At 29.9% G+C, this 26,772-nt stretch carries 25 protein-coding genes; 9 read left to right on the top strand and 16 right to left on the bottom strand.

All coding sequences use genetic code 11. From position 1 onward, the window contains the following. Nucleotides 1-11: 11 nt before the first annotated feature. From ACFQ5N_RS06380 to ACFQ5N_RS06355, 6 genes are read right to left on the bottom strand one after another with little or no spacing between them, the layout of a single operon-like run. Complete coding sequence (locus ACFQ5N_RS06380) at nt 12-875, bottom strand: pseudouridine synthase (RefSeq protein WP_386808657.1); 864 nt, start codon at nt 873-875, stop codon at nt 12-14. Nucleotides 876-933: 58 nt separating this feature from the next. Next, nucleotides 934-1,869: a geranylgeranylglycerol-phosphate geranylgeranyltransferase gene (locus ACFQ5N_RS06375; protein ID WP_386808656.1), complete on the bottom strand. Its 936-nt coding sequence runs from the start codon at nt 1,867-1,869 to the stop codon at nt 934-936. Between the two features lie 49 nt (nt 1,870-1,918). Next, entirely contained in the window at nt 1,919-2,845 is a 927-nt protein-coding gene (locus ACFQ5N_RS06370) for a mevalonate kinase family protein (protein WP_386808655.1), read from the bottom strand. Between the two features lie 5 nt (nt 2,846-2,850). Beyond that, nucleotides 2,851-3,945: a diphosphomevalonate/mevalonate 3,5-bisphosphate decarboxylase family protein gene (locus tag ACFQ5N_RS06365; protein ID WP_386808654.1), complete on the bottom strand. Its 1,095-nt coding sequence runs from the start codon at nt 3,943-3,945 to the stop codon at nt 2,851-2,853. Between the two features lie 34 nt (nt 3,946-3,979). Next, nucleotides 3,980-4,696, bottom strand: a complete 717-nt coding sequence (locus ACFQ5N_RS06360) for a LytR/AlgR family response regulator transcription factor (protein ID WP_386808653.1) — start codon at nt 4,694-4,696, stop codon at nt 3,980-3,982. After that, nucleotides 4,680-5,759, bottom strand: coding sequence for a sensor histidine kinase (locus tag ACFQ5N_RS06355; RefSeq protein WP_386808652.1), 1,080 nt, complete (start codon nt 5,757-5,759; stop codon nt 4,680-4,682). The genes ACFQ5N_RS06360 and ACFQ5N_RS06355 overlap by 17 nt, the downstream gene beginning before the upstream one ends. 209 nt (nt 5,760-5,968) lie before the next feature. Between ACFQ5N_RS06355 and ACFQ5N_RS06350 the strand changes: the two genes are divergently transcribed. From ACFQ5N_RS06350 to ACFQ5N_RS06340, 3 genes are all read left to right on the top strand, one after another. Further along, nucleotides 5,969-6,358, top strand: coding sequence for a MotA/TolQ/ExbB proton channel family protein (locus ACFQ5N_RS06350; protein ID WP_386808651.1), 390 nt, complete (start codon nt 5,969-5,971; stop codon nt 6,356-6,358). A 154-nt stretch (nt 6,359-6,512) separates the two neighbouring features. Beyond that, nucleotides 6,513-7,121 (top strand): thiamine diphosphokinase, encoded by a 609-nt coding sequence (locus ACFQ5N_RS06345; RefSeq protein ID WP_386808650.1) that lies wholly within the window; start codon nt 6,513-6,515, stop codon nt 7,119-7,121. A 10-nt stretch (nt 7,122-7,131) separates the two neighbouring features. After that, nucleotides 7,132-7,365 carry a hypothetical protein gene (locus ACFQ5N_RS06340; protein ID WP_386808649.1) on the top strand — a complete coding sequence of 78 codons (234 nt, stop codon included), beginning with the start codon at nt 7,132-7,134 and terminating at the stop codon, nt 7,363-7,365. Nucleotides 7,366-7,459: 94 nt separating this feature from the next. Here ACFQ5N_RS06340 and ACFQ5N_RS06335 read toward each other — a convergent pair whose 3' ends face one another. The 5 genes from ACFQ5N_RS06335 to ACFQ5N_RS06315 all read right to left on the bottom strand — a co-directional run bounded on the left by ACFQ5N_RS06335 (nt 7,460) and on the right by ACFQ5N_RS06315 (nt 12,064). Then, nucleotides 7,460-8,671: a BaiN/RdsA family NAD(P)/FAD-dependent oxidoreductase gene (locus ACFQ5N_RS06335; protein WP_386808648.1), complete on the bottom strand. Its 1,212-nt coding sequence runs from the start codon at nt 8,669-8,671 to the stop codon at nt 7,460-7,462. 95 nt (nt 8,672-8,766) lie between these two features. Then, complete coding sequence (locus ACFQ5N_RS06330; RefSeq protein WP_386808647.1) at nt 8,767-9,696, bottom strand: GYDIA family GHMP kinase; 930 nt, start codon at nt 9,694-9,696, stop codon at nt 8,767-8,769. After that, nucleotides 9,696-10,037 (bottom strand): GIY-YIG nuclease family protein, encoded by a 342-nt coding sequence (locus ACFQ5N_RS06325; protein WP_386808646.1) that lies wholly within the window; start codon nt 10,035-10,037, stop codon nt 9,696-9,698. Before ACFQ5N_RS06325 ends, ACFQ5N_RS06330 begins: the two co-directional genes overlap by 1 nt. A gap of 54 nt (nt 10,038-10,091) precedes the next feature. Then, nucleotides 10,092-10,784, bottom strand: a complete 693-nt coding sequence (locus ACFQ5N_RS06320) for an HAD family hydrolase (RefSeq protein WP_386808645.1) — start codon at nt 10,782-10,784, stop codon at nt 10,092-10,094. Between the two features lie 2 nt (nt 10,785-10,786). Continuing rightward, complete coding sequence (locus tag ACFQ5N_RS06315; RefSeq protein WP_386808644.1) at nt 10,787-12,064, bottom strand: hydroxymethylglutaryl-CoA reductase, degradative; 1,278 nt, start codon at nt 12,062-12,064, stop codon at nt 10,787-10,789. Between the two features lie 149 nt (nt 12,065-12,213). On the opposite strand from ACFQ5N_RS06315, the gene ACFQ5N_RS06310 reads away from it, so the two are divergent. From ACFQ5N_RS06310 to ACFQ5N_RS06295, 4 genes are read left to right on the top strand one after another with little or no spacing between them, the layout of a single operon-like run. Further along, nucleotides 12,214-14,403, top strand: coding sequence for a S9 family peptidase (locus ACFQ5N_RS06310; protein ID WP_386808643.1), 2,190 nt, complete (start codon nt 12,214-12,216; stop codon nt 14,401-14,403). A gap of 32 nt (nt 14,404-14,435) precedes the next feature. Beyond that, entirely contained in the window at nt 14,436-15,827 is a 1,392-nt protein-coding gene (locus ACFQ5N_RS06305) for a peptide MFS transporter (RefSeq protein WP_386808642.1), read from the top strand. A gap of 43 nt (nt 15,828-15,870) precedes the next feature. Then, nucleotides 15,871-17,628, top strand: a complete 1,758-nt coding sequence (locus tag ACFQ5N_RS06300) for a peptide MFS transporter (protein ID WP_386808641.1) — start codon at nt 15,871-15,873, stop codon at nt 17,626-17,628. Nucleotides 17,629-17,684: 56 nt separating this feature from the next. Then, the gene (locus tag ACFQ5N_RS06295) at nt 17,685-18,227 is read left to right on the top strand and encodes a thioredoxin family protein (protein ID WP_386808640.1); all 543 of its coding nucleotides are present in this window, start codon (nt 17,685-17,687) and stop codon (nt 18,225-18,227) included. A 2-nt stretch (nt 18,228-18,229) separates the two neighbouring features. On the opposite strand, the gene ACFQ5N_RS06290 is transcribed toward ACFQ5N_RS06295, so the two are convergent. Continuing rightward, entirely contained in the window at nt 18,230-20,275 is a 2,046-nt protein-coding gene (locus ACFQ5N_RS06290) for a ComEC/Rec2 family competence protein (protein WP_386808639.1), read from the bottom strand. A 186-nt stretch (nt 20,276-20,461) separates the two neighbouring features. Here ACFQ5N_RS06290 and ACFQ5N_RS06285 point away from each other — a divergent pair, with 186 nt between their 5' ends. Next, on the top strand, nt 20,462-21,349 hold the full coding sequence (locus ACFQ5N_RS06285; RefSeq protein ID WP_386808638.1) for a hypothetical protein: 888 nt from the start codon (nt 20,462-20,464) through the stop codon (nt 21,347-21,349). A gap of 70 nt (nt 21,350-21,419) precedes the next feature. Here the strand turns inward: ACFQ5N_RS06285 and ACFQ5N_RS06280 are convergent, their stop codons facing one another. The 4 genes from ACFQ5N_RS06280 to surE are packed head-to-tail and all read right to left on the bottom strand — an operon-like array spanning nt 21,420 to nt 24,213. After that, the gene (locus ACFQ5N_RS06280) at nt 21,420-22,004 is read right to left on the bottom strand and encodes a DUF502 domain-containing protein (protein WP_386808637.1); all 585 of its coding nucleotides are present in this window, start codon (nt 22,002-22,004) and stop codon (nt 21,420-21,422) included. Nucleotides 22,005-22,030: 26 nt separating this feature from the next. Next, the gene (lpxB, locus tag ACFQ5N_RS06275; protein ID WP_386808636.1) at nt 22,031-23,131 is read right to left on the bottom strand and encodes a lipid-A-disaccharide synthase; all 1,101 of its coding nucleotides are present in this window, start codon (nt 23,129-23,131) and stop codon (nt 22,031-22,033) included. Nucleotides 23,132-23,137: 6 nt separating this feature from the next. After that, nucleotides 23,138-23,461 carry a hypothetical protein gene (locus ACFQ5N_RS06270; RefSeq protein ID WP_386808635.1) on the bottom strand — a complete coding sequence of 108 codons (324 nt, stop codon included), beginning with the start codon at nt 23,459-23,461 and terminating at the stop codon, nt 23,138-23,140. Beyond that, nucleotides 23,449-24,213, bottom strand: a complete 765-nt coding sequence (gene surE / locus ACFQ5N_RS06265; protein ID WP_386808634.1) for a 5'/3'-nucleotidase SurE — start codon at nt 24,211-24,213, stop codon at nt 23,449-23,451. The genes ACFQ5N_RS06270 and surE overlap by 13 nt, the downstream gene beginning before the upstream one ends. 420 nt (nt 24,214-24,633) lie before the next feature. Between surE and ACFQ5N_RS06260 the strand changes: the two genes are divergently transcribed. Further along, nucleotides 24,634-26,748 carry a carboxy terminal-processing peptidase gene (locus ACFQ5N_RS06260; RefSeq protein WP_386808633.1) on the top strand — a complete coding sequence of 705 codons (2,115 nt, stop codon included), beginning with the start codon at nt 24,634-24,636 and terminating at the stop codon, nt 26,746-26,748. Nucleotides 26,749-26,772: the final 24 nt, after the last annotated feature.

Below are 26,772 nucleotides of genomic sequence, written 5' to 3'. Positions count from 1 at the left end.
TTAAAAAATGACTAAAGCATTTTTAAATTATTTACTTCCATTTCAGACAAATGTCTCCAATGCCCTCTTGGTAAATCTTTTTTAGTTAACCCTGCAAAAACAACACGATCTAATTTTACAACACTGTAGTTGAAATGTTCAAAAATTCGACGTACAATTCTATTTCTTCCTGAATGAATTTTCACACCAATTTCCGTTTTAGATTGATTAACTATGTATGAAATTTCATCAACCAATACACGTTTATCATCTAACATAAATCCTTCTGCAATTTTATTTAAATCACTCATAGACAATTTCTTATCTAAACTTGCATGATATAATTTTTGTACATTATGTTTTGGGTGCGTTAATTTTTTTGCCATTTCCCCATCATTCGTAAATAACAACAAACCAGTTGTGTTTCTATCTAATCTCCCTACAGGGTAAATACGCTCTTTAGATGCGCTGGCAACCAACTCCATAACTGTTTTTCTACCGCGATCATCATCCATTGTTGTAATAAAATTCTTAGGTTTATTTAACAATATATAACGCTTTTTTTCTGGACTAATTAAAGAACCGTCAAACCTTACTTCATCGGTTACTTTTACTTTATAACCCATTTCGGTAATAGTTTTACCATTAACAGCAGCACTTCCAGCAGCAATATAAACGTCGGCTTCACGACGTGAACATATTCCTGAATTTGAAATGTATTTATTTAAACGTATTCCGTCTACTTCAGGATTTGAAGCTTTTTGAGGTTTTGCCGCAGGTTTTACGCGTGTATCATTTGAAAATTTTTTTCGATCGTCAAATTTACGTTTAAACGGTTTTTGAGGTTTCTTTTTTTCTGATTGTCGTCCTCTCGACGAGTTTTTATTTGAATTCATTATTTTTAATTTTTTGCAAAAGTACTTCTATTTCTTTTAACAATTGATAGTTAAGCGGTTATTTTAACAAAATTCTATCTATTATAACCGAATAATCTATTAACGCTAAGCTAAATACACCTGCAACAATTAGCATTTTTAGTATTAAATGAAGTATACCGTAGTTTCTTTTAGTGTTATTAAACCAAAGCAATCCTAAAAAAATAAGCAATCCTAAAAATACTACATAAAAATAATATTTCATTCCTCCAATTTCAGGGTACTGTAATAAAAAGTAAATAGGATTTAACGTTAAAACAACTATAAAAGTAATAAGTATTTTTGTGAAATGCTCACCATACTTAACTGCAATTGTTTGATAGTTTTGTGCAAAATCACCTTTTAAATTCAGTAAATCTTTTATAAGTTCTCTTATCAACAACATAAAAAACAAAAATGCGGCGTGTGTAAAAATAATTTCAGAGAAATTTTTATAGTACACAAAAATGGCGAAAAATGGTAAAATTGCTAAAACCGCTGCAGAAAACAACCCAGACAACGGATATCTTTTTAGTTTATGAGAATACAACCATATTAAAAAAATATAAATTGAAAAAAACAATGCCGCTCTCCATGAAACTAAAAATGCAACCAAAACACCAATAAAATTCAAGAAAAAATAAATTTTCAACTTAGTTTTTTGATCTACAATGCTATCAATTTTAGACTTAATTGGTTTATTTATACTATCCTTTTCAGCATCATAAAAATTGTTAATTATGTATCCTGATGCTACTACACAAATAGTAGCTAATACAATAAAATACAAATTAGGATCAAACAACACCTTTTTTAAAGGAAGCTCTGGAGAAAAAATAAAAACTGCCGCTAAATATTGCGCAATTATTATCAACAAAATATTGTAACCGCGCACCACAGAAAACAAACTCAATATTTTAATATAAAGAGGTTTGTTTTTCTTTGTGTTTTTTTTGGAAATTTCTAATAAATCCATTTCAAGAAGAATAAAAGTTCAAGGTTTTGAACTTTATTTTTTTAACTATTTAAAATCTATAAACCAATTCAAGTTTATAGTCTTTTAAAATTGCTTTTGTTTTATTAAAATCTTTAGTGAACCCTAAAATGTAACCTCCACCACCAGAGCCACAAAGTTTCAAATAATAATCATTTGAATCAATTCCTTTTTGCCATACTTTATGAAAAGTAGACGGAATCATAGGTTTAAAATGCTCTAGCACAACTTTAGACAAATGTTTTACGTTTCCAAATAATGATTTCACATTTCCGTGTAAAAAATCTTCAATACACGCATCAGTATGTTTTGCAAAATCTTCATGTAACATTTTTCTAAACCCTTCGTTCTTCATTTTAGTCATAAAAATGTTAACCATAGGTTCTGTTTCTCCAATTATTTCAGAATCTAATAAAAACACCGCACCTTTCCCTTCTTTTTGAGAAGGAATTCCCGTTGGCTCTAAATTATCTTTTGAATTTATAAGTATTGGCAAACTTAAATAAGAATTTAATGGATCTAATCCTGAACTTTTTCCGTGAAAAAAAGACTCCATTAAAGAAAATATATCTTTCAGCTTTAACAATTTTACTCTTGTTAAATTTTCAAGAACTGTAATTTTATTACTCGCATATTTATCGTAAATAGATGCAACTAAAGCACCTGAACTACCAACGCCATAACCTTGCGGAATACTAGAATCAAAATACATACCTTCGTCCAAGTCTTTTCTAAATTCTTGCAAATTAAATTCAACCAATTCGGTTTTTAAATTTGACAAGTACGTAAAATACTTTTCTAATTTTAGGTTTGAATCTTTAGCCGTTTCAGAAATTTGTGGTGTTTTTTTTAATGCACCTTGATAACTATTATAAGGTATGGCCAAACCTTTGGAATCTTTTATAATTCCATATTCGCCAAAAAGTAAAATTTTTGCGTAAAAAAGTGGTCCTTTCATAAACTTTAATTATTGGATAATTGTTTTGCCCCAATTCCAACTCTGTCGCAAATATAGTGATTTTCTTGACAATATTGAATTAACTCATTAACAATAAAATTGTTAACTAGCTCCTTTTCATTTTCAGGAAACAACACATGCACATTTGCTCCGGCATCTAACGTAAAACAAATATTAGAATTTGTTGCTGCTCTAAACTCCCAAATTTTATGAATAATTTTTAATGTATTTGGTTTCATTAAAATAAAATACGGACTACTTGTCATCATCATTGCATGTAAACTTAACGCCTCACTTTCAACAATAGCAATAAATTGTTTTAAATCTCCGTTTTGAAGTACTTCTGAAATTTTTGAAATATTATCATTTGCCTGTTTAAAACGCTGTTGCGCAAACGGATGATTGTACATTAATTTATGACCAACAGTACTTGAAACTTGCTTTTCACCTTCATCAACCAATAAAATAGTATCGTGGTAATTTTTAAAATTTGAATGTACTTTATTTGGATATTTCACCCCAAACAAATTTGAACTGCCTTCAATGTCTGTATGATTTCCCCAAACAATTAATTCGCCTTCAATACTTCTACAAGCACTTCCTGAACCCAAACGCGCTAAAAAAGATGCCTTTTTGTTGAAATACACATCAGTCATTTCTGAATTCAATTCTTTTTCGATACTCATAATACACAATGCCAACGCACTCATACCACTTGCAGAAGATGCAATTCCGCTACTATGCGGAAATGAATTTCTAGATTCTACTACAAAATCAAAATCTTTTAAAAACGGTACATATTGTTCTATCCTTTTGAAAAAAGTGGCGATTTTAGGTTTAAAATCATCTTTTTTTTCACCTTCAAAGTAAACTTCAAAATTAAAATCATCTTGTGCAGAATTGCGTTTTTTATACTTTAAAGTAGTCAACGTAAAACAAGCATCTAACGTAAAACTTATGGACGTATTTTCAGGAATTTGAGGTTCTTGTTTTCCCCAGTATTTTACCAAAGCAATATTGCTAGGTGTTTTCCAAGTAATACTTCCTTCAGAAGTGTTTTTTGTAGTATAATTGGATAAAATGAAATCGGTTTCAGTCAAAACAAAAAATTTTGAGCAAAGATACTAGTTTTAACTAAACATTTTCTAACCTTAGCAACACATCTTTTTTATAACTTCTACTTATTGGAAGTGCTTTTACTCCAACCTCAATAAATTCATTGGTAAAAGAATCAATTTTACTAACAGCAACAATATAAGATCTATGAATTCTAATAAAATTATTCTTTGGTAATTTGGCTTCAATATTAGAAATTGTTTCGCGTGTTACAATACATTTATTATTTACATGAATTTTTACATAATCACTTAAGCTTTCAACAAAAGTGATTTCTGAAAAATTAATTTTCACCATTTTTCTATCGGCGCGAACAAAAATAAAATCGTTTCTTTCTGGTGAAATCTCAAGAGAATTAATTTCTTCAATTTTACTACTTTCCCCTAAATATTTATTTACTGCTTGCAATAAACGCTCAAAAGAAATTGGTTTTAGCAAATAATCAACTGCTTGTAAATTAAACCCATCAATTGCATATTCTCTATACGCTGTGGTAAAAATTACTTTTATATTTTTATTGATTGATTTTGCAAATGAAAGCCCCGATATTTCAGGCATATTAATATCTAAAAAAATTAAATCTATTTGATTAGAGCTAATTTCATTAAATGCTTCAATGGCATTTTTACAAGTAGCAACAACACGTACGGCATCTACTTTTTGTAAGTGATTTTCTAAAATTTCACGAGCTATAGGTTCGTCATCAACAATAATACAATTACAGGTTTTGTTCATTGTTCAATACTTTTAAATTTTTAATTTTCAACTGTACACTAAAATTGTTTTCTTGTTGTATTATTTCAATTTCATGAACATTTGGATACAACATTTTTAAGCGTTTTTCAATATTTTCAAGTCCAATTCCTTTTTCAGTATTAGCTTCAAATTTAGAAGTATTCCCAATTTCAAAAAATAACTCATCATTCTTAGTTTCAAGTATCATATGCACTATTAATTTCCCTTTCTCAATTGCTCCATGTTTAAATGCGTTTTCAACAAAAGGAATTAATAACATAGGCGCTATTTGCGCATTTTTATTTTCAATTTTCTTTTCAATTGTCACTTCAAGCGTATCATGAAATCGCATTTTCTCAAGTGAAACATAATCTAACAAATGATTTACTTCATCTTGAAGCAACACACTTGGCTTTTCAATTTGATATAAAATATAATCTAATAAGTTAGACAGTTTTAAAATCATTTCAGGAGCTTCATCTGCTTTTTTCAACGCAAAACCGTAAATGGTATTTAATGAATTAAACAAAAAATGTGGATGAATTTGCATTTTCAAAAACCTTAACTCTTGCTCCTTCAATTCTAATTGTGCATTTAAAATTTTACCATTTAAACTTTCGTTCTTTACAATAGAATTATAATTGTGCATAATTAAACTCAACGAAACTACAATTAACACCACAAAATAAACACCCAAAATTATAAATGGTAAGGTTTTAGTTAACGGAACTGTATCTACATCTTTATAACCTTCAGAATAAACTAACCCGTATAAAATGGATAAAATAATAATATAAACAGAAATTATAAATGTGTAAATACTATATAAAATAAAGTATTTGTATTTTTTTGCAAGTAAATATCTTGGGATTAAATAATAAATTAAAAAGTAACTAATTAAAATGGTTACCGGCATTAAAAACCCCGAAAACAAATTTACATACGCTGTATTTGAACTTCCATAGCCAAGAAAATACGCATAAAAAAAATAGATAACCACCCAAAATATTGAGTGACTAAAAATTATGGTGCCATATTTTATTATACTACCTTTCGTATTCATAACGTGCAAATTGCAAATAAAATTAAATGTATTGTTAATTTAGCGATAGAATTGACATAAATTGCTCTTTATTACAGGTTTTCAACTTCTTTATACAAAGTACTCTTTGATCCTGTTGAATATAGCAACTTTCTTGTTAATAGTCCCAATTTTTTATAGTTTACTGTATAAACCAATACATTTGAACTATTAATCTTAAAAACCTTATTATGTTATTCGTTTCACAAACTATTATGCCGTTGGCAGGAAATCCTTTTATTGACAGATTAAATGAAGGCGGACCTTTATTTATGTACACAACTCTATTTCTTTTAATTGTAATTATTGCACTTTTAATTAGAAGTTTTGTAAAACCCGCAACACGCAAAAAAACTATTACTATAGTAAGTTCTATAAGTCTTTTTGCAATAGTTTGGGGATTTTTAGGTCAAATGATTGGTTTAATTACTGCTTTTGATGCCATTTCTGCTGCCGGAGATATTTCTCCTGCAATGTTAGCTGGCGGACTTAAAGTTGGAATTCTTTCCCCTTTATTTGGAACGGTTGTATTTTTAATTGCTCGCGTAGGAATTATCATTTTAAATATTTTAAACAAATAATACTTTTTTAGAATTTCTCTTTACTTGCCTTTTAATTGTATTCAAATAATTTGATACGTTAAAAGGCTTTTTTAGTTAATATAATTAAGAAAAACAAAAAATATCAATTATTCTATATTATTAAATAGTTGCTTTTTTATTACTTTTGCAATCTATGAAATTGAAAAAAGCTTTTATTTTACTAAACGGTTCAGAACCTAAAACTTTACCCGAGTTGTCTGAATACGATATTGTATGTGCCATAGATGGTGCCTACAATTTTTTTGAAGAGAAGAATATAACTCCAGATTTAGTGACAGGCGATTTTGACTCCATTCTAAAAATCCCAACCTCTGTAGAAGTTATTAAAACCCCAAATCAAGATTTTACTGATTTTGAAAAAGCATTACAAATTTTAAAACACCGTGGTTATTATCATATTGATGTGTACGGTGGAAGCGGTAAAGAACACGATCATTTTTTGGGAAATATAAGCACCGCAAAACAATGGAAAATAGGGTTAAACATTACATTCTTTGATGATTTTGGTAAATACTTTTTTATTGATGAATTTTACAACGGTACTAATTTAAAAGATAGAAATATTTCTTTAATTCCGTTACCAATTGCTAATGGTGTAAGTACAAAAGGCCTACTTTACCCAATAAACAATGAAACTCTTACTTTTGGAGTACGTATTGGAACAAGAAATAAAGCGAACGAAAATAACGTACAAATATCATTTGACGATGGTGATTTATTGCTATACATTAGTAATCGCTAATTTTTAACTTTTGAATAGAAAACTAAAACTTATTTGGGATTTCAAAGGTCCAGCTTCATTAAAAACAGCTGAGCACCATTGCATTCATTTAAAAGAATTTGCTGAAATTGAACAACTTCATTATTACGAAGTTGATTTTAAAACACTTTCAGAAATACATACCATTGCTTACATAACAGTTGATGAAGTTGATATGAAAACCTACAGAGATGCTATAAAACCTCATCGCGGGCAGTTGGCATAGCTTGTCATTCTTAACAATAGTAAAGAATCTCACATTCCAGTTGTGACAAAGACTCTTCATTTTCGTTTCACTTCCTTCAGAATGACATCATAAATTAGCTACCAACAGAATTTGCCACAATCCAACCGCTAGTCCAGGCATTTTGAAAATTGAAACCACCAGTTATAGCATCAATATTTAAAACTTCACCAGCAAAAAATAAGTTTTTATGCAATTTACTTTCAAATCTTTTGAAGTTTATTTCTTTTAAATCAACACCTCCAGCGGTTACAAATTCATCTTTAAAAGTACTTTTTCCATTCACTTTAAAAGAACATTTAGTTAATTGATTTGCTAAATTTTCTAGTTGGTGGTTACTTAACTGCGCCCATTGTGCAGTTTCAGAAATTTGTGCAGCTTTCACCAATTTAAACCATAACCGTTTTGAAACATCTTCAAACACCGAACGCAAAATTACTTGCTTTTTAGCATTCTTCTTTTTTTGTGATTTTAAAAAAACTAAAACTTCTTCTGTACGTTTAGACAGCCAATTTACTTCAATTTGAAATTGATAATTTTTATCCGCCAATTCCAATGCTCCCCAAGCTGAAAGTTTTAAAATTCCAGGCCCGCTTAAGCCCCAATGTGTTACTAATAACGGCCCTTGCTCTGCTAATTTTGAATTTAAAATTTTTACTGAAGCCTTTGGAACCGAAATCCCAGGAATATCTTTTAATCTATCATCTAAAATATTAAAAGTAAACAACGAAGGAACAGGCTTTACAATTGAATGCCCTAAATTTTTAACTATCTCAAAAACTTTATTATTACTTCCGGTTGCTATTAAAACATTTGCTGCCTTGTACTTTTTTTCAGATGTTAAAACTGTATAACTATCTCCTTCTTTTTCAATAGCATCAACTCTTGAGCTCAACACAACTTGAATTCCTAATTCTTTAACTTTTGACAAGAAACAATCTATAATAGTTTGAGATGAATTACTTTCAGGAAAAATACGATTATCATCTTCAATTTTTAATGGAACACCTCTATTTTCAAACCATTCCATTGTATCACCAGTCATAAATTTATGAAACGGACCTAACAACTCTTTTTTTCCTCTTGGATAAAACTCCGTTAAATCTTTAGGAATAAAACAAGCGTGTGTAACATTACATCTACCACCACCGCTTACTTTTACTTTTTGTAATACTTTATTACTACCTTCTAAAATAACAACTTCCAAATCAGGATTTAATTCTGCGGCATTTATAGCTGTAAAAAAACCTGCTGCTCCACCTCCTACTATAATTAGTTTTTTCTTCATTTTTCTCTTTAAGTTAACAATTGAAAATCTCGGTTATTGAGTTGAGTCGAAATCACTTCTGCATCATTTTGGCCTCGACTCCGCTCAGCCCCTAATTATAAAATTAAATCTTGATAGGGAATTACCGTATAAAACCCTTTTTGTTTAAAATAAGTTGGTGTATCCTCATTTCCTGTAGCTAAAATAAAATCGCCGCCCCAAGCGCCTAAACTTTTTGTTTGTCCAAAATAATCAGTAAAATATTTTTCTTGAACTGTTTTTAGCTGAATTGTTTTTGAAACTACCGTTTCATGTTCTTTTAGTAGTTTTTCAAAATCCGAAAAATTGTCACAGTTTAAAATGTCATTTGTTAATGTAGAAATCTGTTCTTTTTCTGAAGTTAAATTTCCTTTTAAATCTTTAAAACGTTGAATACCTTCTCGACTATTTTGCTTTTTATTTAAATACACAAAATACAATTGTTCTTTAAACGAAGGATTGAATGCCACTTTTTCAATTATAGGATTCGTTCCATTTCTTGTATATAAAATTGGTGAAGTATGCGCAGCGCACGCTAAATCATAACCGCTACCTCCAAATGTTTTTTCTAATAAAACATACGGATTAACTTGTGCCCAATTAGCTAAATTATTTATTAAAGTTGAAGAAGTTCCCAATCCCCAATTTTTAGGAAAAGTTAAATGAGTTTCAACCAAATATCCTTGATTAGCATTTAAGAAATCAGCGTTTAAATTCCTTACTTCCTTTAAAATATGCAACAAATTTTCAGCTAAGGTATCATTTCCCCCATCTTCATCAGCCTCAAAATCGGCACTAAACAAACGTAGTTTTGGTAAATCAAAAATAGCTTCTAACCAACAAGTTCCTTCATTGGTAAAACTTTTCCATATTAACTGAGGCTCTTTAATTTTTTGAATAGTTAAATTTTGCCCGCAAGTTGTAGGTACTGCTAATGACTTTGCACCATCTAATACAAAATATTCGCCTATTAATAATAACTTTCCGTTGCTATAAAATTCTTTCATTAATCTTTTTCTTTATGGTGGCTGAGCGGAGTCGAAGCCTTTTTGCAATAATGAGTTTCATTATTGCATTTCGCAAATCTCGACAAATCTTCTAAGTTATTATTAATCAATGCTAATTTCTTTTTTCTGTTCCAACCTTGAATTTGTTTTTCTTTGTGAAAAGCTTGAGAAATACTGGTGAACTCCTCAAAATAAATTAACTTAACAGGTAATCTTCTTGCTGTATAATTTGCCCCAATTCCATTTTGATGTTGAGTTAAACGAATCTTTAAATCTATAGTACTTCCTGTATAAAAAGTACCATCCGAACATTCTAATATGTATACAAATCCTTTTTTCACAACTAATAAATGGCTTCGACTCCGCTCAGCCACCGAGACTAAATTATAATTTCATTATTTTCCTTTCAATAAGTTTGCTACTTCAGATATATTTTCAACTACAGGAAATGTATGATTTTCATCTTTACTCACTTCTTCATGCGCCCAAGTTGTATGAAAAGGAACGTGCACTGCAAATGCTCCAATTTCAAGCACAGGCAATACATCTGATTTTACTGAATTGCCAACCATTAAAAAATTCTCAGGAGCACAATCTAAATGATTTAACAGCTTTTTATAATCTTTTGGTTTTTTATCGCTCATAACTTCAATATGATGAAAATGTTGCTCTAAACCCGATTTTATTAGTTTTCTTTCTTGATCTAACAAATCGCCTTTTGTTGCAAGTACCACCTTATAATCACCATTTAAACTTTTTAATACTTCACCAACTCCAGCTAACAATTCAACTGGCTTATTCAACATTTCTTTTCCAAATGAAATTACTTTAGAAACCAATTCTAAATCACCTTTACCTTTAGTTATTTTTAAAATTGTTTCAACCATAGACAGTACAAAACCTTTGATTCCGTAGCCATACAATTCTAAATTTCTCATTTCAATAGAAAACAATATTGTATTTACATCCTCTTCTGGCAAATACGATTTTAATAACTTGGCAAATGCTTCTTCAGTTGCTCTAAAGTACGGTTCATTTACCCAAAGTGTATCGTCTGCATCAAAGGCAATTACTTGAATGTTGTTCATATTTATTTATCTTCTACTAACTTATTATAAGCTTCAACCACCGCATTATGTGTTACCGTTTTATTTTCAAAATAATTGATTAAAAACTGCTTTTCAAGCTCAGTTGCACCCAATTGTTTTATAATGTTTGTTAAGTGCATTTTCATATGTCCTTTTTGAATTCCTGTAGTTGTTAAAGCTCTTAAAGCAGCAAAGTTTTGCGCCAAACCTGCAACAGCAATAATTTCCATTAATTCTTTTGCTGAAGGATTTTCTAACAACTGTAAAGATAATTTTGAAAGTGGATGCAATTTGGTTAAGCCGCCAACAGTACCTAGAGCCAACGGAATTTCAATCCAAAATTTAAACACACCATTTTCAATACTAGCATTGGTTAAACTTTTATATTGCCCGTCTTTAGCGGCATATGCATGAGCACCAGCTTCAATAGCTCTAAAATCATTTCCGGTTGCTAAAACAACAGCATCAATTCCATTCATAATTCCTTTATTATGTGTAACGGCTCTATGCGGTTCAGCATTTGCTATTTGCACGGCTTGCACAAACTTTTGCGCAAACAACAGTGAATTTTCAGCATATAATTCTTCTACTTTACAACTAACTTCAGCTCGCACCAAACAATCAGGCACATAATTTGATAAAATACTCATAACAACTTGAATGCCTTCTTTTTCAAATTCATTGGCAATTGCTTCCAAACATGAGTTTATAAAATTAGCTCCCATACTATCAGCAGTTTCAAAAGTTACGTGCAGTTGATAATAGTTTTCTAACGCTGAAGTTTTATTACGTAGCTCAATATCTAAAATACCACCGCCACGTTTTTTCATATTCTTTGTAATATCCTCGGTAACTTTAAATAAATCTTCTTTTTTTGAAATAAAATATTTTTGAAGTTCTTCAGTGTTACCTTCAAACATAAAATGAACTTGGCCAATTTTTATGGTTGAAACAACTTCTGCTTTAAATCCGCCACGAGTACTCCAAAATTTAGCTACTAAAGAAGCGGCCGCAACAACTGAACTTTCTTCAATAGTCATTGGAATGGTATAATCTTTCCCATTTATTACAAAATTGGGAGCAATTGCAAAAGGCATATAAAAATTTGAAATGGTGTTTTCAATAAAATCATCATGTAAATCTTGAAGCACTTTATTTGAATTCCAATATTGTTCTAAACAATGGGTTACCTTTTCATCATTATTAAAAAAATTAGAAACTAACCACTCTATTTTTTCAAGCTTATTCAACTTAGAAAATCCGCTAACGGTTTTTGACATTATTTGCAAATTTTATGTTTTGACAAAGATAAATTTTTAAAAACAAAAAAGGGTTTCATATTATGAAATGTCAAGTTTTATGACTTTTAACAGCTATCTATTGCCAAAAATTTCTTAAACTTGAAAATTATTTCAAGAAATAACAATTAATGAAAAAAATACTCATCCTATTTGTTGCTATAACCTCCTTAGCCACAGCACAAAAAAAAGATATTACACTTGACGAAATATGGAATGGTTCTTTTAGAACTGAACGAATGAACTCGTTGAACTCCATGAATGGTGATTTTTACACTTTATTAAACTTTAACCGTACTACCAGAAGCACCTCTGTAGATAAGTACAGTTACCAAACTTTAGAAAAAATAGAATCTATTGTTGACAGCAAAGATTTAGCAGATTTAAAATATTTTGAAAGCTACGAGTTTAACAATGATGAAACTAAATTATTACTAGGTGTAGATGCAGAACCAATTTACAGACATTCAAGCTTAGGTGTTTTTTATGTGTATGATTTAGTTTCTAAAACACTACAATTAGTAGATGAAGAAAAAATACAAGAACCTACTTTTTCTCCTGACAGTAAAAAAGTAGCATACGCTAAAAACAACAATATTTATATTAAAAATCTTGAAAACAATGAAGTTACACAAGTAACTACTAACGGTTTAAAAAACAGTATTATCAATGGTATTTGTGATTGGGTGTACGAAGAAGAATTTGCATTTGTAAGAGCTTTTGAATGGAGTAAAGACAGTGAAAACTTAGCTTTTTTACGTTTTGACGAAACTGAAGTTCCATCCTTTTCAATGGACATTACAGGAAAAAACTTGTACCCAACTCAACAAGTATTTAAATACCCTAAAGCAGGCGAAAAAAATGCCGTAGTTACGTTACATATTTATAACATTTCTTCAAAAAACAATAAAGAAATAAATATTGGTGAATATGAATATATTCCAAGAATAAAATGGACTAACAATGCTAACATTTTATGTGCTACTACTTTAAATAGACACCAAAACGATTTAAAATTACACTTTGTAAACGCCACTACTTCTGAAGCTAAAGTAGTTTTAAATGAAATTGATAAAGCCTATGTTGACATACACGATAACTTAACTTTTTTAAGTGATAATAGTTTTATTTGGACCAGTGAAAAAGACGGTTTTAATCATATTTACCACTATTCTAAAGAAGGTGAATTAATAAAACAATTAACATCAGGAAATTGGGAAGTAACTAATTTTTATGGTGTGAATGAAAAAACAAAAACCGCTTATTACCAATCTGTTGAAGATGGATCAATTAATAGAACAATTTACGCTGTTGGATTTAATGGTAAAAACAAAAAAAGGTTAACCAATGCATCTGGTACAAACAGTGCCTCATTTAGTAAAAATAAAAACTATTTTATCAATACTTTTTCTGATGCTAACACACCTACAATTTATACGCTTCATAATTCAAAAGGTGAACAGTTAAAAGAAATATTAAACAACAATACACTTCTTGAAAAATTAAGCACCTACAATCTTTCAAAAAAAGAATTCTTTACCTTAAAAACTGAAACAGGTGAATTTAATGCTTGGATGATAAAACCTTCAAACTTTGATGCAACAAAAGAATATCCGTTATTTATGACACAATATTCTGGGCCAGGATCACAGTCTGTTAGCAATAAATGGAATTCATCAAACGATTATTGGTTTCAACATTTAGCAGAAAAAGGATATATTGTTGTATGTGTTGATGGAAGAGGAACTGGTTTTAAAGGTGCTGAATTTAAAAAAGCAACATATTTAAACTTAGTAAAATACGAAACCATTGATCAAATAAATGCAGCTAATGAATTAGCAAAAAGACCATACATTAACAAAAATGAAATTGGTATTTGGGGATGGAGCTTTGGTGGACATATGAGTACCAATTGCTTATTAAAAGGTCCTGATACTTTTAAAATGGCCATTGCTGTTGCACCTGTAACAAGTTGGCGTTTTTATGATACTGTTTACACAGAGCGTTTTTTAAGAACCCCACAAGAAAATCCTGCTGGTTATGATGATAATTCACCAATAAATTATGCAGATAAACTTACAGGAAAGTTTTTATTAGTTCATGGAAGTGGAGATGACAATGTACACGTACAGAACACTATGCGTTTAACCAATGCATTAATTGAAGCAAACAAACCTTTTGATCAAGCAATTTATCCTGATAGAACTCACGGAATTTACAGAGGAAAAAATACAAGACTTCATCTTTATACTAAAATGACTAACTTCATCGAGGAAAATTTAGGTGAAACAAAGACACCTGTAGAACTTTTGAAGCAATAACAATTTGATATTAATAATTTTTAATTAAAAACATGACTAGTAACACTTTAAGAACAGAACCGGCACAAAAAGAACTTTTTGGTCATCCGGTAGGATTGTATGTATTATTTTTTGTAGAAATGTGGGAACGTTTTTCTTACTACGGAATGCGTGCTATTTTAACTCTATACCTTGCAGCTCCTATTATATTAGGTAATCCACAATCTGGCTTTGGCTGGTCTAATGGTGAAACGTTATCATTTTACGGAACTTACACAATGTTGGTTTATGTAATGTCTATTCCTGGTGGCTGGATTGCTGATAAATATATTGGTCAGAAAAAAGCAGTGATGCTGGGTGGTCTTTTACTTTGTATTGGTCACGGAATTTTAGCTGTTAATGCAGAATGGGCATTCTTTACTGGTCTATTATTTATTGTAATTGGTGTTGGATTTTTAAAACCAAACATTTCAACAATGGTTGGTGGACTTTATAAAAAAGGTGACGATAGAAGAGATCAAGGTTTTTATGTATTTTATATAGGGATAAACTTAGGTGCATTTTTTGGTGCTTTGGTAGTAGGTGCTGTAGCCGCTAAATACGGATGGCATTATGGTTTTGGTTTAGCTGGTATTGGTATGGCGCTAGGTCAAATAGTATATATGTTTGGGTTAAAATATTTAGGATCTGTTGGAGATTTTCTTGGTAAAAGTGACTCACCAGATAAAGATATCTTAAAAAAGCCTTTAACTAGTGTAGAAAAAGACAGAATGCTAGTAATGTTCTTATCCTTCTTAATTATTATTGTTTTTTGGGGTGCTTTTGAACAAGCTGGAGGTTTAATGAGTTTATACACAGAACAAAAAACAAACAGAATACTTTCTTTTTCTTTACCTTTTATTGGTAACGAAATACCTGCGGCTGTTTTTCAATCTATAAACGCTTTTTTCATTATTGTTTTAGGAACTGCTATTGGTAAATTTTGGCATAAATGGGGAAGAAAAGGAAAAGAATCTTCTTCATTATTTAAAATGGCAATTGGTGTAATTATTATGGCATTTGGTTTCTTGTTTATGAGTAAAGCTAGTACTGAAGTTGTAATGAATGGTGATGATGTTGTAGAAAAGTCTGCAATGATCTGGTTAGTTTTAGCCTACCTTTTCCATACAATTGGTGAATTATGTGCATCGCCTGTAGCACTTTCCTTTATTACAAAATTAGCACCGTTAAAATACGCTTCATTTATGATGGGTGCTTATTTTGCAGCTACTGGTTTAGGAAATAAAGTAGCTGGTTTTGTTGGGCATCTTTCTGAAGGAGCTGGAGAGTTTCAAGTATTTACAGGTATTGCAATCTTTTGTACATTATTTGGAATACTAATTTTAGCAATTTTAAAACCTTTAAAACGATTAACACACGGAGCTGAAACTGATGAAACAAACTAAGCCTAAGGTTTTAAATTAGTCATTAAACAACAATAATATTTTTATGAATACAACTACAGACAATTTTTTTGAAAATAAAGTAATGGGACATCCAGCCGGATTGTTTGTTCTATTTTTTACTGAAATGTGGGAACGCTTTTCATACTATGGAATGCGCGCAATTTTGGTTATATTTTTAACAGGAGCAATTTTAGGAGACAACCCTGGTTGGGCGTGGGAAACTCCAGCAGCACTTTCATTATTAGGTACCTACGCAATGCTTGTTTACCTTACGCCACTAATGGGTGGGTGGCTAGCTGATAATAAAATTGGATATAGAAATGCAGTTGTAATTGGAGCCTTATTAATGACCCTTGGTCATGCTTCTATGGCAATAGAAACACCAACGGCTTTATACATTGGTATTGCCTTTTTAATTTTAGGTAACGGTTTTTTTAAACCTAATATGACTTCAATCATATCAAAAATGTACGAAGGACATAATGATAAGAAAGATGGTGCTTACAACATATTTTATATGGGAGTAAACGCCGGTGCTTTTCTTGGAATATTACTTTGCGGATGGGTTGGTGAAAAAATTGGATGGAGCTTTGGTTTTGGGTTGGCCGGAATTTTTATGTTCTTTGGAATGTTGCAGTTTTATTTTGCGCAGTCACTTTTTGGAAAATTAGGTGACAAACCAAATAAAATAAAAAACAAAGAAGAGGCTTTAAAAGCAGCTGAAAAAACTGAAGTTAAACTAAACAAATTCTTAACAATTGATTATTTATTAATTGGAGTTTTTGCCGTTTCAGCACTTATATTTATTATAAATGATCCATTAAGTAAAATTGGAAATATTCAAACTTTTAATTTTACAATTGCAGGAATGACAGACTCGTTATTTTTTGCATTATTAGCTGCAATTACATTTATTGTATTGTTAGTTATTAGAATTCCAAGATATACTAAAATTGAACGTGATAGAATGATTGCGTTTACCATTTTTTGCTTATTTACAATCTTCTTTTGGGCTGCATTTGAACAAGCAGCAGGTTCATTACCTTTATACACAAGAGATTTTACAAACAGAATTTTAGAAGGTAACTCTGCATTGGTATTTAAAATAATTGACCTTATTGTTACCATAGTTCCTTTAGGAATTATCACCTATGTTTTATTAAGTTTGTTTAAACAAACATTCAAAAAAATTGGATTATCAAACATTATTTTAGGATTTAGTTTTTTAATAGTTTGGGCAATTGTTTTGTACAAAATTTATATTGAATTTCAAGCTCACGAAACTGAAGTTCCTGTGACTTGGTTTGCAATATTAAACTCTTTATTTATAATTATTTTTGCGCCATTATTTACAAAATGGTGGGATAGTAAATTCAACCCACCAGCATCTGTAAAATACTTTTTAGGGTTAGCACTTTTAGGTATTGGATTTGCATTTTTAGCTTTTGGAGCAAGAAATGTACCTGCAGGAGCACAAACAGCAAGTTTAAGTATGGCTTGGTTAGTGTTTGCATATTTATTCCATACATTGGGTGAATTATGCTTGTCTCCAATGGGATTATCATACCTAAGTAAATTAATTCCTGCAAGAATGATTGCTTTTATGTTTGGTGTATATTATTTAGCCATTGCAATTGGAAACAAACTAGCACATTATGTTGGTGGAGATATTGAAAAAATTACACAAGAATATAGTTTATCTACTTTCTTCTTAATATTTACAATTATACCAATAGCCATAGGATTTATATCTTTAGTTTTACACCCATTATTAAAAAAGTTAATGCACGGAGTAAAATAACTGTAATTTTGGCAAGCATTTTGCGTCAAATGATTTAAAACTTAAAAACTATAAAATTGAAAAAAGTATTTTTTGCATTATTTGTACTATTCGCATTTTCTATGAATGCTCAAGAAATTAAATGGTTAACTTTTGAAGAAGCTGTTGCTGCTCAAAAAGAAAATCCAAAAAAAATTATTATGGATGCCTACACTTCTTGGTGTGGTTGGTGTAAAAAAATGGATAAAGAAACCTTTAAAAATAAAGATGTGGTAAACTATATCAATGAACATTTTTATGCTGTAAAATTTGATGCTGAAGGAAACGAAACTATTAACTTTAAAGGAAGGGAATATACAAACCCTAATTACGACCCTAATGTAAGTAGAGGAAGAAATAGCAGTCATCAATTATCACAATATTTCAGTATTCGATCTTTTCCAACTATTGTGTATTTAGATGAAGAAGCTAATTTAATTAGTCCAATTCCGGGGTACAAAACACCTCAACAGCTTGAACTGTTTTTAAAAACATTTAAAACAGATGTATATAAAACCTTAACAGATCAAGAATCTTGGGAAACATACAATGCAAACTTTAAATATGAGTTTGTAAATTAGTTTTAATTATTCAAAATATAAGCTCCGTTTTGCATGGTATTGTAAAACGGAGTTTTTGTTTTTACACACGTTTGGTGCCATTGTTCTACATAACTTTTATAATTTGAAGCGTCAGTAATAATTAATTTAGGCTTTAACACGTTTATTACTCGTTCTAAATTTATTTTTGGAGATTGCCTTAAAACTACATAATCAGGCTGTACGGCTTGTATATTGAAAACACCTAAACTATCAATTATAAAAATAGTTCTTCCCTTAAAACTGTATAAATTAGGTATGTTACTCTCAATAAATACCGAATCGATTCCAGTACCAACAACATAATTTTTTAATGGATTATCATCTAAACTAAAATCTTGTTGAGAACATTGAATTTTCATTTTATCACCAACCTTAGTTCCCAACAACGTTTCTTTTGTTTTATTAAAAATAATGAATGATTGACGTGTTTCAATTTTATACTTTTCAAAAATAATAGCACCTTGAAGCAGTATTATTGAAAACAATACAAGAAGTACTCTTTTAAAAGTTGGTTTTTCAACCCATTTAAAAAACATAAAAATAAGCAGGTAAAACACCAATAACAATAATAGCGAAAACGTAATACGCTGAATAATAAAAGCTTCTTGATTAGAAATCCAAGATACAAAAGTATTCAACTGTTGAATTACCAGCATATAAAAATCACTTAAAAAAGAAGGTAAAACTCCTATCAATGCCAATACAATAATCAGAATTCCAACACATAAAATAGCTCCTAAAAACGGAATAATCACCAAATTTGAAATAAAAAACAAGCCAGGAAACTGATGAAAATAATACAAACTTAAAGGTACAACACCAATTTGAGCGGCTAGAGAAACTGTACATAATTGCCAAACTTTACGTAACAACCAATTATCAACTGAGATTAAACTATCTAATTTTGGCTGTATCCAAACAATAGAAAACACTGCCAAATAACTTAATTGAAAACCAACTTCAAATAAATAATTTGGATTAAAAATTAATAAAAAAAACATTGAAATAAGTAACGTATGGTACATATTTGAAGGTCTGTTTGAATACATTCCAATTGTAATTGCAGTAAACATAGTAACCGCTCTCACAACTGAAGCAGACAGCCCCGCAATAAGCGCAAACAACCAAAGTGAAATCACAATTATAAAAGAAGTAATCAATTTTCCATTTTTAATTCTATGTACAGGTTGTAACAAAAAACTAAGAATTAGCAATATAATACCAACGTGTAAACCAGAAACTGCGAGTATATGAATGGCACCAGCTCCGGTATAACTTTCCCTTAACTCATACGAAATCTGTTGGCGCTGGCCTAACAGCAAAGCATCAATAACAGCCAATTCATCACCTTGAAATCCGTTTTGTAACAATGCAGTATTTATTTTGTTTCTAACAGCAGCCGCAACTCCTTTTAAGCTATGCGTTTGATGCTCAAAAGGTATAAATTCATTCTTTTTTAAATAAACCTGATAATGAATTTGTTGATTTTTAAGATACTGTTTATAATTAAATTCGTACGGATTTTTAGGCGATGAAATTTCTTTAAAGAACGTATACATAAAAATTTGATCATCTACATGAAAAGCATTTAACAAACTATCTCGTTTTACATTTATCAGTATTTTCCCAAGTGATTTTTTAGAATTTATTTGAATAACAGATGCTTCATATTTATCATAATAATTTGAAGACTTTAAAACTTTTTGAATTTCAACCAATGCTTTTTGCAGTTTTACTGTTGAAAAACCAATGTTCTTTTCAAAGTAATGCTCTTTATTTACATTATTTTGAAACGTAACATTTGAAACTCCAATTCCAACAGAAATCAAAGAAAAAAGCGCAAAAAAGATTATAGATTGTTCAAATTGTTTATTGCTATAAACAAAAACACCATAAAAGATAGCCATTAAAAAAACAAGTGTGCAGGCAATTATTGCAGGATTCATAATGTAGTATGTCCCCAATAAAATTCCAACAACCAAAAATATGGTTAATTGAAGCGGAATAAATTTCCAACTTTTTCTCATAGCACTATAAAGCTACAAAAAATATTGAACTAACTATATACTGCAATAAATTTTAAGCGTCATCAAATCTTGTTTCAAAAAATTGAACTACGATACATTTAACGTAACAATAGTTACAGAATGATTTATGTCACCAAAGTAACTTTCTATAAAAGGTAATTTTGAAGAAACCTAAAATCAAACATTATGAAAAAACTGTATTTCAGCATATTAACAATTGCTTTTATGTACACAAATACAATAGCACAAGATCTTTCACCCTATATAAAAATTGGTGAATCTTCAAAAAGTATGCAAGTTGTAACCAATGAGATTATAAGTACACTTCAAAGCAATAGTTTTAGCATACTAGGAAACTACAACCCTGGTAATAATTCAAAATTAAAAGTTCTTGTTTTTACAAATGAAAACTTAAAAAATACAGTAGTTAAAGTTACAGATCGTGGAGCGTTGGCAGCAGCCTTTAAAGTTGGTTTGGTTGAAAAAAACGGTAAAATAACTATTTCTTACACAAACCCTGAATACATTTTAAGAGCTTACTTAAGAAATAACTACAATACTTATGAAACCGTTTTTGAAAAATTCAGCAAAGATGTAAAAAACGCATTCTCAAGTATAGGAAATGAGTTTACTTCTTTTGGAGGAGCAATTGATGCAAACGATTTAAAAAAATACCATTACAAAATAATGATGCCTTATTTTTCAGATCCTATTGAATTAAATGAATACAATTCTTTTGAAGAAGGTTTACAAATAATTGAAACAAATCTTAAAGCTAAAAAAGGTGAGACTGTTGAAGTGTATAAAATTGTGTACCCTGATAAAAAAGTAGCTGTTTTTGGAATTGGTTTACTTAATAAAGAAGATGGAGAATCTTCATTTTTACCAATTATTGGAGAAGAACACATAGCCGCAATGCCTTATGAAATTATAATACAAGGGAAAAAAGTTACAATGCTTCATGGAAAGTACAGAATTGCATTGCATTGGCCTGAATTAACTATGGGTACTTTTATGAAAATTATGAGTACACCAGGTGATATTGAAAATTATTTAGAAGCAATTTGTAAATAGCTTCACCAAGTTTAATCATAAAAAAAGCACTAATATTAATTTTAGTGCTTTTTTTAATTATGTATACGAACTACTTTTCTGTTTTGTCTACACCTGTCAATCCAGCAGAAACAATAAACTTCATAACTTCACTAGAATTTGCTTTTATAGGTTTAATATTTTTTGAAGGTACAACAAATAACTCACCTGCAAACGTATAAGACATAGGAAAATACACCGCTACTTTATCCAATTCATCTAAAAACGTTAAGTTTTCTTCAGTAATAAACCCCAGTTTTTCTAGGTCACTATTTAAATTCACTTTCACTAAAACAGGCTTACTAAATTTCATTTCTTTACCTATAAAAGCGGCAAATAAATCATTCAACGCTTTGTAAATAAAATTTAACAGCGGAATTTTAGTAATTACCTGATGTACAATTTGTTTTAAGGGTTTAGCAACAAATGTTTGCCCTACAAAACCAACCAATACCAATACTAAAACTAAACTTAAAATTCCAATTCCGGGAATAGAAACATCAAATAACTTTACAATTACTTCTTTAGAAAAATCATCAATTAAAGTAAATACTTCATAAATAATATAGGCTGTAACTGTTATTGGAGCCAAATATAATAAGCCTTGAATAAAATAATTTACAAGTTTTTTTACCATTTTTAAAGTTTAACATTAAACATATGCTACTGTAAAATAAATTCAGCTACTTTTTTTGACGCTCCTTTTCCACCTAGCTTTTGTTCTAAATCATCATAATTTAGTAACATTTGGTCACGGTGTTTTCCTTTTAATATTTTTTGAAGTTCGTTAGAAAGTGATACTTCTGTTAAATCGTCTTGAATTAATTCTTTCACAACTTCCTTATCCATAATTAAGTTCACCAAAGAAATAAATTTCAAGTCAATCAATCGTTTTCCAATTTGATAGCTTAGCCAACTTGTTTTATAGCAAACAATTTCTGGCACTTTAAACAAAGCAGTTTCTAATGTTGCTGTACCTGAAGTTACAATGGCTGCGAATGATATTGATAATAAATCGTATGTTTTATTACTTATAAAATGTACGTTTTCATTTGTTATAAATTGCTGGTAAAACTCATAATCTTGACTTGGAGCTCCTGCAATTACAAATTGATAATCAGGGAATTTTAAGGGCATTTTTAACATTACTGAAAGTAACTTGGTAATTTCTTGCTTTCTACTTCCGGGTAATAACGCAATTATTGGTTTTTGAGTTAAATTATGCTCTTTTCTAAATGCTACTTCATCAATTTTTGTTCTATTAGAAATGGCATCTAATAAAGGATGTCCAACAAACTCTACGTTATAATCAAACTTTTTATAAAAATCTTTTACAAAAGGAAGAATTACATACATTTCATTAATATCACGTTTAATTGCTTTCACTCTACCAGATCTACTTGCCCAGACTTGAGGAGAAATATAATAAATGGTATTAAAATTTTGCTCTTTTGCCCATTTGGCAATCCGTAAATTAAAACCAGAATTATCAATAAATATTAATTTATCAGGATTGAATTCTGAAATATCTTTTTTGCAAAATTTTATAAACCCTAAAACAGTTGAAAGATTTGCTATAACTTCTGCAAATCCCATAAAAGCTCTTTCTTTATAATGTTTCACCAAAGTTCCGCCAACATTTGCCATTAAATCACCACCCCAAAATCTAATTTCAGCATTCTTATCTTTTTCAAACAAGGCTTTCATTAAATTTGATCCGTGTAAATCTCCAGAAGCTTCTCCGGCAATAATGTAATATTTCATATAAATTTACTTCGAAAATAAGGTTAATAATAATACTAAAAATGCAATAAAAAAAGTCTCCATTAGTACACCTCGTGCACGATACATTTGTTGCTTTTTTAAAAATACAAAAAACACAAAAAAGTTTGCAATAGCACCAAGCACCAATACTTTTCCTTCTAAATTCCCTTCTTTAATTAAATTCAAACTTGTATAAAAATCATACTTTGAAAAGAACTCAATAAATAAAAAACAGCCAAATGCTGTAGCCACCAAAGCTACTACAAAACCTATTAAAATTTCTTTTCTTATATGTGATTTTTCAATAGTCATAGGCTCTATAAGTTCCAATTATTTAATTTATGAATAAAGTGATGTGCGGTTAAATCAAACTGTACCGGCACTAAAGATATATAATTGTTTGCCAAAGCCCATTCATCAGTATCTTCACCTTTATCCATATTCGTAAATTTCCCGGTTAGCCAATAGTACACTTTTCCTTGCGGATTCACTCTTTTGTCAAACTCCTCAACCCAATTAGCTCTTGCTTGCCTACATACTTTAATGCCTTTAAACGTTTCGCTTTTAGGAAAGTTTACATTTAACACCACACCTTCAGGCAAACCATTTTCTAAAACATTTAAGGCCAATTTTTTAATATGAACTTTTAAAGGTTCAAAATTAGCATCCCAAGAATAATCTAACAATGAAAATCCAATAGCAGGAATTCCTTCAACACCAGCTTCAACAGCGGCACTCATAGTTCCTGAATAAATAACATTGATAGATGAATTTGACCCGTGATTAATTCCTGAAACACATAAATCTGGTTTCTTTTTTAACACTTCACTTACCGCCAATTTTACACAATCTGCTGGGGTTCCAGAAGATTGATATTCTTTTTGCGGTCCATCATCAACTTTTATTTCATTACAATACAAGGTATCATCAATTGTAACTGCATGACCCATTCCGCTTTGTGGACTATCAGGTGCTACTACTATTACATCGCCAATTTCATTCATTACAGAAATTAAGGTTCTAATTCCTGGTGCAGTTATACCATCATCATTGGTCACTAAAATTAAAGGTCTTTTACGCATGCCGTTCTAAATTTAAACAACAAAATTACTATATTTTATTTGGTTTTATGAATTTAAACTTTAACATTTTGTAAACTAAATTACATCAATATTTCAGTAATATTGTGATGTACAAGCACTCATAAACTAGAACTTTTACATAGCACCATTTTTACTAATTAAAAAACAAACAATTTAAATAGAAATTAAATCAAAGTTTATTGTTGACCATTTGCATTAATAAAAACTCAATAAAAATAGCGTAAGACTGCAAAAAATAATAATTAACATACAACTTTGATCCATATTTCAAAAGTAGAAGCTTAATTTCTATGAAGTTTTCACAAGAATTTATAAAAAAAAGTTAAATTGGGCATCGTTAAAAAAAATGGCACTATTTTAGTACTACTAATATTGATAATAAAAAAATTGTATAGACAGATGATGATTAGAAAATTTAAATTTTTAGTACCCGTACTATTCGTTTTTAGCTTATTAATAAGCTTTCAATCGGTTGCAAACACCAATCCTAAAGATAAAGTATTATTAACTATTTTACGATATGTTTTAACGGAAGGACATTACCATCCGCAAGCCATAGACGATGCTTTTTCTAAAAAAGTATACGCAACCTTTATAGAAAGTTTAGACCCTTCTAAACGCTATTTTTTACAATCAGACATCCAAGAATTTTCAGCTTATGAAACTTTGATTGATGATCAAATTAAGAATGAAGATTTATCCTTCTTCTATCTTGTTTATAATAGATTTGAAAAAAGAACGGCTGAAGCAGAACATTTATACCCTGAAATTTTAGCGCATAAATTTGACTTCAACAAAGACGAAACTTTGAGTGTTGATTATGAAAATAATAATTACGCGATAGATGAAAACGACTTAAAAAATATTTGGAGAAAACAACTTAAAATAAGCACTTTATCTCGTTTATATGATAAATTAGAAGAGGAAGATGAGAAATTAAAAGAAGATGAAACCTATAAAGTAACAGCATTTGATGTTTTAGAAGAAGAAGCTAGAGTTAGTGTAAAAGACAATATGACCGAGTTTTTTGAACGTTTTGATGAACTTACTTATTCTGATTGGTTTACAACATATATTAATAGTATTTCAGAACAATTTGACCCACATACCAATTATTACGACCCACAACTTAAAAAAGGTTTTGACCAAAGAATGTCGGGAAAACTAGAAGGTATTGGCGCACGTCTTCAAAAACAAAACGATTATACTAAAGTAATTGAATTAGTGTATGGTGGCCCGGCTTGGAAACAAGGAGAATTAGAAGTTGGAGATTTAATTATTAAAGTTGCGCAAGCTGATGGAGAACCTTTAGATATTGTTGGAATGCGTTTAGACAAAGCCATTGAATTTATCAAAGGAAAAAAAGGTTCAGAAGTAAATTTAACTGTTAAAAAAATTGATGGTTCAACCAAAGTAATTACAATTATAAGAGACGTTGTTGAATTGGAAGAAACATTTGTAAAATCAAGTATTGTTGAAAAAGACAATAAAAAGTTTGGTCTTATTCACTTACCAAGTTTTTACATTGATTTTGACGAAAGAAATAGTAGAAACTCTGCCACCGATATGGCGCAAGAAATTGAACGTTTGAAAAAAGAAAATGTGCAAGGTTTAATTTTAGATTTAAGAAATAATGGCGGAGGTTCTTTACAAACTGGAATTGATATTGCAGGTTTATTTATTAAAAACGGACCCGTTGTTCAAGTTAAATATCGTGACACAGATGCAAAAGTATTGAAAGATAAAAACAATGCTATACAATGGGATGGCCCATTAGTTGTATTGGTAAATGAACTTTCTGCCTCTGCATCAGAAATTTTTGCAGCTGCAATGCAAGATTATGGAAGAGCCGTAATTATTGGCGGAAAACAAACTTACGGTAAAGGAACCGTGCAAAGTGTAGTTGACTTAAATAGATATCACAATTTAAACGAAGACATTGGAGCCTTAAAAATGACCATTCAAAAGTTTTATAGAGTTAACGGAAATTCTAATCAGTTAGAAGGTGTACATTCAGATATTATGTTACCAAGTAGATATACCTATTTAGAAATTGGAGAACGCGAATTAGATAACGCATTACTATCAGATAAAGTTCCTGCTGCTAATTATACACCTTGGAATAATTACGCAAATTTTAACGAAGCTGTAAATAACAGTAAAAAGCGTATTGCAGTAAATTCAACGTTTAAATTAATTGATGAAAATGCAAAATGGCTTAAAAAATCTCAAGATGACAAACTAATCTATCTAAATATAGATACGTATAAAAAAGATATTGAAAGTCACGAAGCTGAGTCTTTAAATTACAAAACCCTTAGAGACTACACCAGTAATTTAACTTTCACATCTCCTTTATACGAACAAAAGTTAATGGAAACTGATGAGAATTTAACTGAAAAAAGAGAAGTTTGGCACAAAAATTTGAATAAAGATATTTACATTGAAGAAGCGCTAAATGTAGTAAGCGAATTAAAAATAAAACCAGACTATCTTTTAGTTAAAAAATCTTAGTTAAAATTGTAACTTTACTTTTTA

Source organism: Lutibacter holmesii, assembly GCF_042679665.1.
Taxonomy (GTDB): domain Bacteria; phylum Bacteroidota; class Bacteroidia; order Flavobacteriales; family Flavobacteriaceae; genus Lutibacter; species Lutibacter holmesii.
Note: the sequence above shows the minus strand (reverse complement) of the source record. Positions and strands in the feature narration are given on the sequence as shown.

Excerpts from the sequence above, each read along its gene's own strand:
- ACFQ5N_RS06380 (WP_386808657.1), bottom strand. The coding sequence starts at position 875 with ATGAATTCAAATAAAAACTCGTCGAGAGGACGACAATCAGAAAAAAAG.
- ACFQ5N_RS06375 (WP_386808656.1), bottom strand. The coding sequence starts at position 1,869 with ATGGATTTATTAGAAATTTCCAAAAAAAACACAAAGAAAAACAAACCT.
- ACFQ5N_RS06370 (WP_386808655.1), bottom strand. The coding sequence starts at position 2,845 with ATGAAAGGACCACTTTTTTACGCAAAAATTTTACTTTTTGGCGAATAT.
- ACFQ5N_RS06360 (WP_386808653.1), bottom strand. The coding sequence starts at position 4,696 with ATGAACAAAACCTGTAATTGTATTATTGTTGATGACGAACCTATAGCT.
- ACFQ5N_RS06355 (WP_386808652.1), bottom strand. The coding sequence starts at position 5,759 with ATGAATACGAAAGGTAGTATAATAAAATATGGCACCATAATTTTTAGT.
- ACFQ5N_RS06350 (WP_386808651.1), top strand. The coding sequence starts at position 5,969 with ATGTTATTCGTTTCACAAACTATTATGCCGTTGGCAGGAAATCCTTTT.
- ACFQ5N_RS06345 (WP_386808650.1), top strand. The coding sequence starts at position 6,513 with ATGAAATTGAAAAAAGCTTTTATTTTACTAAACGGTTCAGAACCTAAA.
- ACFQ5N_RS06335 (WP_386808648.1), bottom strand. The coding sequence starts at position 8,671 with ATGAAGAAAAAACTAATTATAGTAGGAGGTGGAGCAGCAGGTTTTTTT.
- ACFQ5N_RS06330 (WP_386808647.1), bottom strand. The coding sequence starts at position 9,696 with ATGAAAGAATTTTATAGCAACGGAAAGTTATTATTAATAGGCGAATAT.
- ACFQ5N_RS06320 (WP_386808645.1), bottom strand. The coding sequence starts at position 10,784 with ATGAACAACATTCAAGTAATTGCCTTTGATGCAGACGATACACTTTGG.
- ACFQ5N_RS06315 (WP_386808644.1), bottom strand. The coding sequence starts at position 12,064 with ATGTCAAAAACCGTTAGCGGATTTTCTAAGTTGAATAAGCTTGAAAAA.
- ACFQ5N_RS06310 (WP_386808643.1), top strand. The coding sequence starts at position 12,214 with ATGAAAAAAATACTCATCCTATTTGTTGCTATAACCTCCTTAGCCACA.
- ACFQ5N_RS06305 (WP_386808642.1), top strand. The coding sequence starts at position 14,436 with ATGACTAGTAACACTTTAAGAACAGAACCGGCACAAAAAGAACTTTTT.
- ACFQ5N_RS06300 (WP_386808641.1), top strand. The coding sequence starts at position 15,871 with ATGAATACAACTACAGACAATTTTTTTGAAAATAAAGTAATGGGACAT.
- ACFQ5N_RS06290 (WP_386808639.1), bottom strand. The coding sequence starts at position 20,275 with ATGAGAAAAAGTTGGAAATTTATTCCGCTTCAATTAACCATATTTTTG.
- ACFQ5N_RS06285 (WP_386808638.1), top strand. The coding sequence starts at position 20,462 with ATGAAAAAACTGTATTTCAGCATATTAACAATTGCTTTTATGTACACA.
- ACFQ5N_RS06280 (WP_386808637.1), bottom strand. The coding sequence starts at position 22,004 with ATGGTAAAAAAACTTGTAAATTATTTTATTCAAGGCTTATTATATTTG.
- lpxB (WP_386808636.1), bottom strand. The coding sequence starts at position 23,131 with ATGAAATATTACATTATTGCCGGAGAAGCTTCTGGAGATTTACACGGA.
- surE (WP_386808634.1), bottom strand. The coding sequence starts at position 24,213 with ATGCGTAAAAGACCTTTAATTTTAGTGACCAATGATGATGGTATAACT.
- ACFQ5N_RS06260 (WP_386808633.1), top strand. The coding sequence starts at position 24,634 with ATGATGATTAGAAAATTTAAATTTTTAGTACCCGTACTATTCGTTTTT.